This window comes from Fulvivirga sp., assembly GCF_040220315.1.
Classification (GTDB): Bacteria; Bacteroidota; Bacteroidia; order Cytophagales; family Cyclobacteriaceae; genus Fulvivirga.
Window position 1 is genome coordinate 1 of record NZ_JAVJUY010000023.1, and the last position, 6,771, is coordinate 6,771.

Sequence of the window (6,771 nt, forward strand, 5' to 3'; positions counted from 1 at the left end):
TCAGTGAGGCAAAAAACAGAGGGTCAACAGTTGTTAATGATAGTTCTGTTCCACTGAAATTGTTGAACCATGGTAGCACCAAAAGAACTAGTCCTAAAGACAACACCGCTGAAATACTGGCTATGAGTATAGACTCTGTGATAAACTGCCTGACTAATGAAGATCTGAAGGCTCCCATCACCTTTCTCACTCCTACTTCTTTGGCTCGTTTCATAGAGCGTGCAGTAGAAAGGTTCATGAAATTGATACAAGCTATTAGCAGTATAAATACTGCAATAACGGTGTAGGTATATACATACATAATGTCACTATTCGCTTCAATTTCAGAATCGAGATGTGAGTGCAGATGAATATCCGTTAGCGGCATGAAATGCAGCTTATTAGTATTTGAAGCAGGCTCACCGCCATGTTCCCCAAGATGTTTATCCATAAATGCAGGAATTTGGCTTTCCAGTTCTTCAATTGACTTTCCTTCTTCCAGCAGCAGATAAGTAGCGTAGTTATTACTACCCCAATTTTGCATCATATTCTCACGGCCGAAGAAGTTTTCTAACGTTAAAAAAGAGGCAAACATGGAGAATTGAAAGTGAGAATTGGCGGGTGAGTCTTCCATAATTCCGGTAACCTCAAATTCAACTTCGGCTCCAAAATTGTTGAATGTTATGGATTTGCCAATGGGATCTTCATTGCCGAAATACCTTTGAGCAGCTGTTTGAGTTAGAATAATGGTGTTAGGCTCTTTCAGAGTCGTTTTAGTGTCTCCTTCAATTAATTTCCATGAAAAGACATTGAATAGATTATCTTCCGCCCAGAAAAAGCCATCTTCTTCAAATTTCTTATCCTTATAAGACATCAGCGGCCCATAGCCGGAGTTAATCCGTACTACTTCCTCAAGAATACCATCAAAATCAGTCGCCAGAAATGGTCCAAAAGGCGGTGCCAAATGCCCTAAATGCAAACTTGACTCGCCATTGGCATTCAGCCACTCACGCGAAGCGCGGTAAATCCGATCTGACTTAGTGTGATATTGGTCATAGCTGAGCTCATGTTGCACATAAAGTGCTATGAGAATGGTGGCTGCCATACCAACGGCCAGCCCCAAAATGTTAATAGTGGAATAGACTTTCTGCCCCAGAATGTTCCTGAGGGCAATTTTTAAATAGTTGCGTATCATATCTGTGTTGTTTGAGTTTGTTGCTTTAACCTTATATTTTTTAATGACCGATGGGCGAAGCATAAAAAGGACTTCGCGTATATATATTGATCGTGCTTTGGCCAGGCCTAATCGCTCAACATTGTCATAAAAAGCTTCTTCCAGGTCACCCTGTAGCTCTTCGTAATAATCATCTGCACAAAACCACTTAAACCATTTAGTGTAGAGTTTAGGCGGCCTAATCGTTTCATTCATATCGCATAACTGGTATTCAATGCAATGTCAGGCACTTTATTCCAAAGTTGCTCGCGCAGCTCTCTGGCTTCATTCAGCGATTCTTTACCCAGGTTGGTAACAGAATACAAGCGTTTTCTGCGGCCTCCCCTTGCCTCGGAAGCCCCTCCCATTACCGACTTGAGAAATCCTTTCTCTTCGAGCCTGGTGAGTGCTGTATGCAATGCACCCCTGCTTAATGAGCGCTTCATTTCATTTTGTATTTCTTCCTGAATGCGCGTGCCATACGCATCTTCCTGTAAAATGAGCACAGCAAGGAGCACTACCTCCTGAAATTCGCCTAAATAAGTACCTTTCATAGTTTGTTAATTATGCCAAAGACTATTTGTTTCTTAAATGGATGCATAAATATAAAAGTATTTGTTTCTTAATTGAAGACTTTGTGAAAATATTACTTGTCTCTGGTTTCTAGCCGCTAGTTACTAGTTACCAGTAAACAAGCAACTAGCAACCAGCAACAAGTTTACAACTCAAGCTCCCCTCCGGCATTTACCGAATACCGTGGGTCATCGATGTACCGCTCCTTTTCCATCATTATTACCTCAATGGACGGAAAATCATATTCTTCTACCACCTTTCCAGTGATAGTGTAAACCCCACGCCCTCTAAAAGGCCAGCGTTCAACTGATGGCGGGAAATGTACGGTATCAATAAAATTGCCTTCTAAATCTATAAATGTGCCAAAGTTCATGCGCTTACCATTCGATGTGCTGGTGTTTTTGATGGCAATCAGATAACCCAAAATAGTGACAACCTTACCCACTTGTTGCTTCAGGTCTTTCATGCATAGTGTACTCTTAAACTCCCCTTGCAGTAGACTAAAGGGATTGCATAGCGGAAAGCCAATCAGCTCCATTTCATCGAACGCATCCTCCATTAAATTAATACTTAGTTTAGGTATCGTAAGTCGCTTATAATCAACTTTAAATAGCGGAGTATCAGGAGTAGATTTCTTAGCGCTCCCAAGTAAGAAATGCGCCTTCCACAGTAATTCTTTTTTATTAATTCCTGTAAACCTAAACCCACCAACACGGATTAAAATAATCAGCTGCTCCAGTGATATTATTACCCTTCTAATTACATCTTCCAAATCACTAAATTCTCCTCCCCGCTGCCGTTCCGCTACCAGAAGGTTAATTACTTTTTCCTCCAGGTCTTTCACCAGCCAGAATCCTAAATAGATATCCTTACCGTAAATGGCCGTTGCATGATGACTTTTATTGACACAAGGGGGAAATATTTCAGCGCCATGCATGCGTGCTTCATGCACGTACAGCTCTACCCTGTAAAATCCACCGCCATTGTTAATGGTAGCCACCATGTACTCTAGCGGGTAATATGCCTTTAAAAATAAGCTCTGGTAACTTTCTACCGCATAAGAGGCTGAATGGCCTTTAGCAAAGGCATAGCCGGCAAAACTTTCGATCTGGCGCCATACATCTGCTGTCATTTCACGCTCATAGCCTTTTTCAAGACAGTTGCTAAAGAATTTTTCCTTTACTCGCTGAAACTCTTCCCTCGATCTGAATTTGCCCGACATACCTCTCCGCAATACATCTGCTTCGCCCAAATCCAGCCCTGCAAAGTGGTGTGCTACTTTAATTACATCCTCCTGATACACCATTATGCCGTACGTATCCGGCATTATCTTTTGCAATACGGGGTGAGCATCATTTCTGCGTTCGGGCTCTCTAAATCGTACAATGTACTGGCGCATCATCCCGGATTTAGCTACTCCGGGGCGTATAATAGAGCTGGCAGCCACTAAACCCAAATATTCATCTGCCCGAAGCTTTTTCAAAAGCATGCGCATAGCTGGAGATTCCACATAAAAACAGCCTATAGCCTGTGCTTCACGCAGAAGCTCCTTTATCCGAGGATCTTTTTTTAGCGATTTAAAATCATGGATGTCTATTTCCGGATCATCAGGGCAGTTTTCCTTTATTAATGCCAGACAGTCTTTAATCTTGCCCAGCCCCCGTTGTGCCAGGATGTCGAACTTGTAAAGTCCCACATCTTCGGCAATGTGCATATCAAAGTGGGTAGTTGGAAAACCTTTAGGCGGCAGGCTGGTAGCTGTAAAATACTGAATGGGCTTATCAGCAATTAATACCCCGCCAGCATGGATACTCAAATGATTAGGTAAATCGGCAATATATGTTGCGTATTTTAAAACCAACCGCCCCATTTCGTCAGGTGGCTCCCTTCCTTCTATGAGCTTGTCAATTTCATGAGGTGGCAGGCCAAAAACCTTGCCCAACTCCCGTATGGCGGCTTTTTGCTTAAACGTGTTGAATGTAGCCAAAAGAGCTACTCCGTTCGGTGATTTCTTGTTGAAGAACTCAAAAATAAACCGTGTAACATCATCACGTTCCCGCGATGAAAAATCGATATCAAAGTCAGGAGGATTTTGTCTGTACAGGTTTATAAACCGCTCAAAATACAAATCAAGATCGATGGGATCTACATCTGTAATGCGCAATAAATAAGCTACAACGCTATTGGCGCCACTTCCCCTACCTACATAGTAATACTTCTTCTTACGGGCATAATTGATGATTTTGCAATTGATGAGAAAGTAAGAAACAAAATTTTTCTGTTTGATGATCTGCAACTCTTTTACGAGCCTGCGCATAATGGCAACACTTCCTTTCGGGTACCTGTAGGGTATGCCCCGCAAGCAAAGCCTCCTTAAAAGTTTAAAATCCTGTTTTTCAGAGCCTGTGTAGGTTTTCAGGTTTTGTGGGATGTCGGTATAAAAATCAAAGTGAATATGACATTGGTTAAGTAGCGTATTAGCATTTTCTACCAGGTAAGGGTAATCAGCATAGATTGAGTTAAACTGATCTGGTGACAGAAAACGATCCTCCGGGCTGCCTTCTTCTGTTTTGGGAAGCTTACTAAGCAATGTATTATTATCAATAGCGCGGAGTAGCCTGTGCGTATTAAAATCGCGCTTATGGCGGAAACTGATGGTAGGCATGGCTACAAGCTTTTCAGGATTCCTTTTCCATTCGGAAGACCACAATTTAGGTAAATCAGCCTGGCGAATCCCTATAAATTCGTTCTCATGAAGTTTGTAGTTGGCTGCTTTTGCAAATGGATAAATGATAAATACATGCTGAAAAACCGGGGCTCTTGGCGGTATCGGTTTCTCCTGATGTAAGTGATACGAAAGAAATTCGTTTAGCTCCTGAAAACCTGCATTATTTTTGGCTAGCCCTACAAATTGCTGATCAGCACCATTTCGAAAATCAATACCTAAAACAGGCTTTATATTGTATTTATGCGCCTCACGAACTAAGATCAGACTTCCTGAGGTAGAGTTAATATCAGTAAGCGCCATTGTTGACAATCCGTAATACTGCGCCTGGGCAAGCAACTCCTTCGGGCTAATTACTCCGTATTTAAAGCTGTAGGATGTATGTGTGTTGATGTACATTAGTTGCTGGTTTCTGGTTTCTCGTAACTGGTTACTGGTTCAATTAGTGTTCAACTAGCTGCCAGCAACCAGAGACGAGCAACTAGCGACTAATATTAAGTCCTGCGGTTCGCCAAAAGCGGTGGCGGTTCTCCCGTAAAAGGATTAAACCGGCTGATAGTCTTAGCTTCAATACCGGCTGCGCGCATTACTTTTCGATCTCCATGTTTATCCCTGATCTTGTCCATGGCATGATAGAGGTTGATCATTTCCGTAGCATCTTCAAACAAATTGATTTGATACCCTCCATTCACTAAATGGCTAAACCTCACACCTATCAGGCGCACGAGTAATCGCTTATTATAAAGCTTATCGAATAGCTCCAGCACCTTTGGTATTAGCATATGATCTGCCGAGGTGTAAGGCACTCTATTCTGCAATGTGTAAGTGTTAAAATCAGAGTAACGGACTTTCACCGTTACGCACGAAGTGAGCTTCTGCCCCCTACGCAGCTGGAAGGCTAGGTTCTCGGCCATAGCCAGCATAATGGCTTTGAGTTTTACTATATCAGTTGTGTCACGATCGAAGGTGCGTTCTGTGGAAATAGACTTGCGTTCGGAATAAGGCTCTACAATGGAAGTGTCAATACCATTGGCTTTGCGCCAGATAGAAATGCCATTCTTGCCTAATACCTTTTCCATCAACTCCACAGGCATTTGCTGAATGGTTTCAATGCGCTTAATGCCTAAGCCGCAGAGAATCTGGAAAGTCTTATCACCAATCATGGGAATTTTCTTTACTGACAGTGGCGCCAGAAATGGTTTCTCCAACCCATATTCTACTCTGATCTGATTGTTAGGCTTGGCCTCGCCCGTAGCTATTTTAGATACGGTCTTGTTTTCAGATAAACCAAAAGAGATAGGTAGGCCGGTTTCTTTTGTAATCTTTTGCCGAAGCTCCGAAGCCATTTTATAACTATTAAAGAATTTATCCATGCCGGTAAGGTCAGCATAGAATTCATCGATAGAAGTTTTTTCATAGATGGGCACCTCTTCCTTTACAATGGCCGTTACTTCTTCCGACTTTTTACTGTACGTCATAGAGTTGCCTTTGATCTGAATAGCCTCAGGACAAAGCTGTTTGGCCAGCTTCATAGGCATAGCAGAATGCACTCCAAACTTCCGGGCTTCGTAGCTGCAGGAAGCTACTACCCCACGATCCGTTACTCCTCCAATAAGTATCGGTTTTCCTATCAAGCGACTGTCAATCAATCGCTCACACGACACGAAAAAAGTGTCTAAATCAAGATGTAAAATAGAGCGATTTTCCATTTTACTAAAATACTAATAATATTAGTATTACTAAATATATTAGTTAAATTAAGATCATTATCCTCCCTCCCAGCTTAAATAATAGGTCAATTCTTCACACTACCCCGGTGGGGGAGAAAAAGGGCTGTATAGGTCGTTTTAAGCATAACTATCTATTATACAGATAGTTAAACACTCCTCCATAAATGATTAGTATAGATAGAGGTAGAAAATAATTTTAAAATAAATGTGCATTTTTACACAATAATATTTGCATATATTAATTTATATATCTATTATTACATCATAATTCATTTTTTAATAGTGCAATAACACACAATATTATGAGCGAGTTTGAGAAAAAAAGAATCGACAGAGAGTTTCAACTTTTTACAGCAAGAAACTTTGAGAACCCTAAGCGTTGCAAAAATCTAGATCAGATCAGGTTCTACGTTCAGGAACTAAGCGCTAAAGTGGAAGAATTTAAAAGCAGGTTTAACTATGTGCCATCTAAGGCATACACCCTGCTTACTCAGTACAACCAGATACAAAACAAAATGGTATTTGCTGAGTTTAAGAATGCTTACTAAAAA

At 41.3% G+C, this 6,771-nt stretch carries 5 protein-coding genes; 1 reads left to right on the top strand and 4 read right to left on the bottom strand.

Annotated elements, in window-relative coordinates:
• From RLO81_RS00820 to dinB, 4 genes are all read right to left on the bottom strand, one after another.
• A partial coding sequence (locus RLO81_RS00820) for an ABC transporter permease (protein ID WP_350105829.1) occupies positions 1-1,408 on the bottom strand: 1,408 nt, incomplete at its 3' end.
• Positions 1,405-1,746, bottom strand: a complete 342-nt coding sequence (locus RLO81_RS00825) for a PadR family transcriptional regulator (RefSeq protein ID WP_350105831.1) — start codon at positions 1,744-1,746, stop codon at positions 1,405-1,407. The genes RLO81_RS00825 and RLO81_RS00820, both read right to left, overlap by 4 nt.
• 164 nt (positions 1,747-1,910) lie before the next feature.
• Positions 1,911-4,889 (bottom strand): DNA polymerase III subunit alpha, encoded by a 2,979-nt coding sequence (locus tag RLO81_RS00830; protein WP_350105833.1) that lies wholly within the window; start codon positions 4,887-4,889, stop codon positions 1,911-1,913.
• A 95-nt stretch (positions 4,890-4,984) separates the two neighbouring features.
• A complete protein-coding gene (gene dinB, locus RLO81_RS00835; protein ID WP_350105836.1) occupies positions 4,985-6,199 on the bottom strand; it encodes a DNA polymerase IV in 1,215 nt (404 codons plus the stop codon).
• Positions 6,200-6,522: 323 nt separating this feature from the next.
• On the opposite strand from dinB, the gene RLO81_RS00840 reads away from it, so the two are divergent.
• Positions 6,523-6,768: a hypothetical protein gene (locus RLO81_RS00840; protein ID WP_205720930.1), complete on the top strand. Its 246-nt coding sequence runs from the start codon at positions 6,523-6,525 to the stop codon at positions 6,766-6,768.
• Positions 6,769-6,771 lie beyond the last annotated feature (3 nt).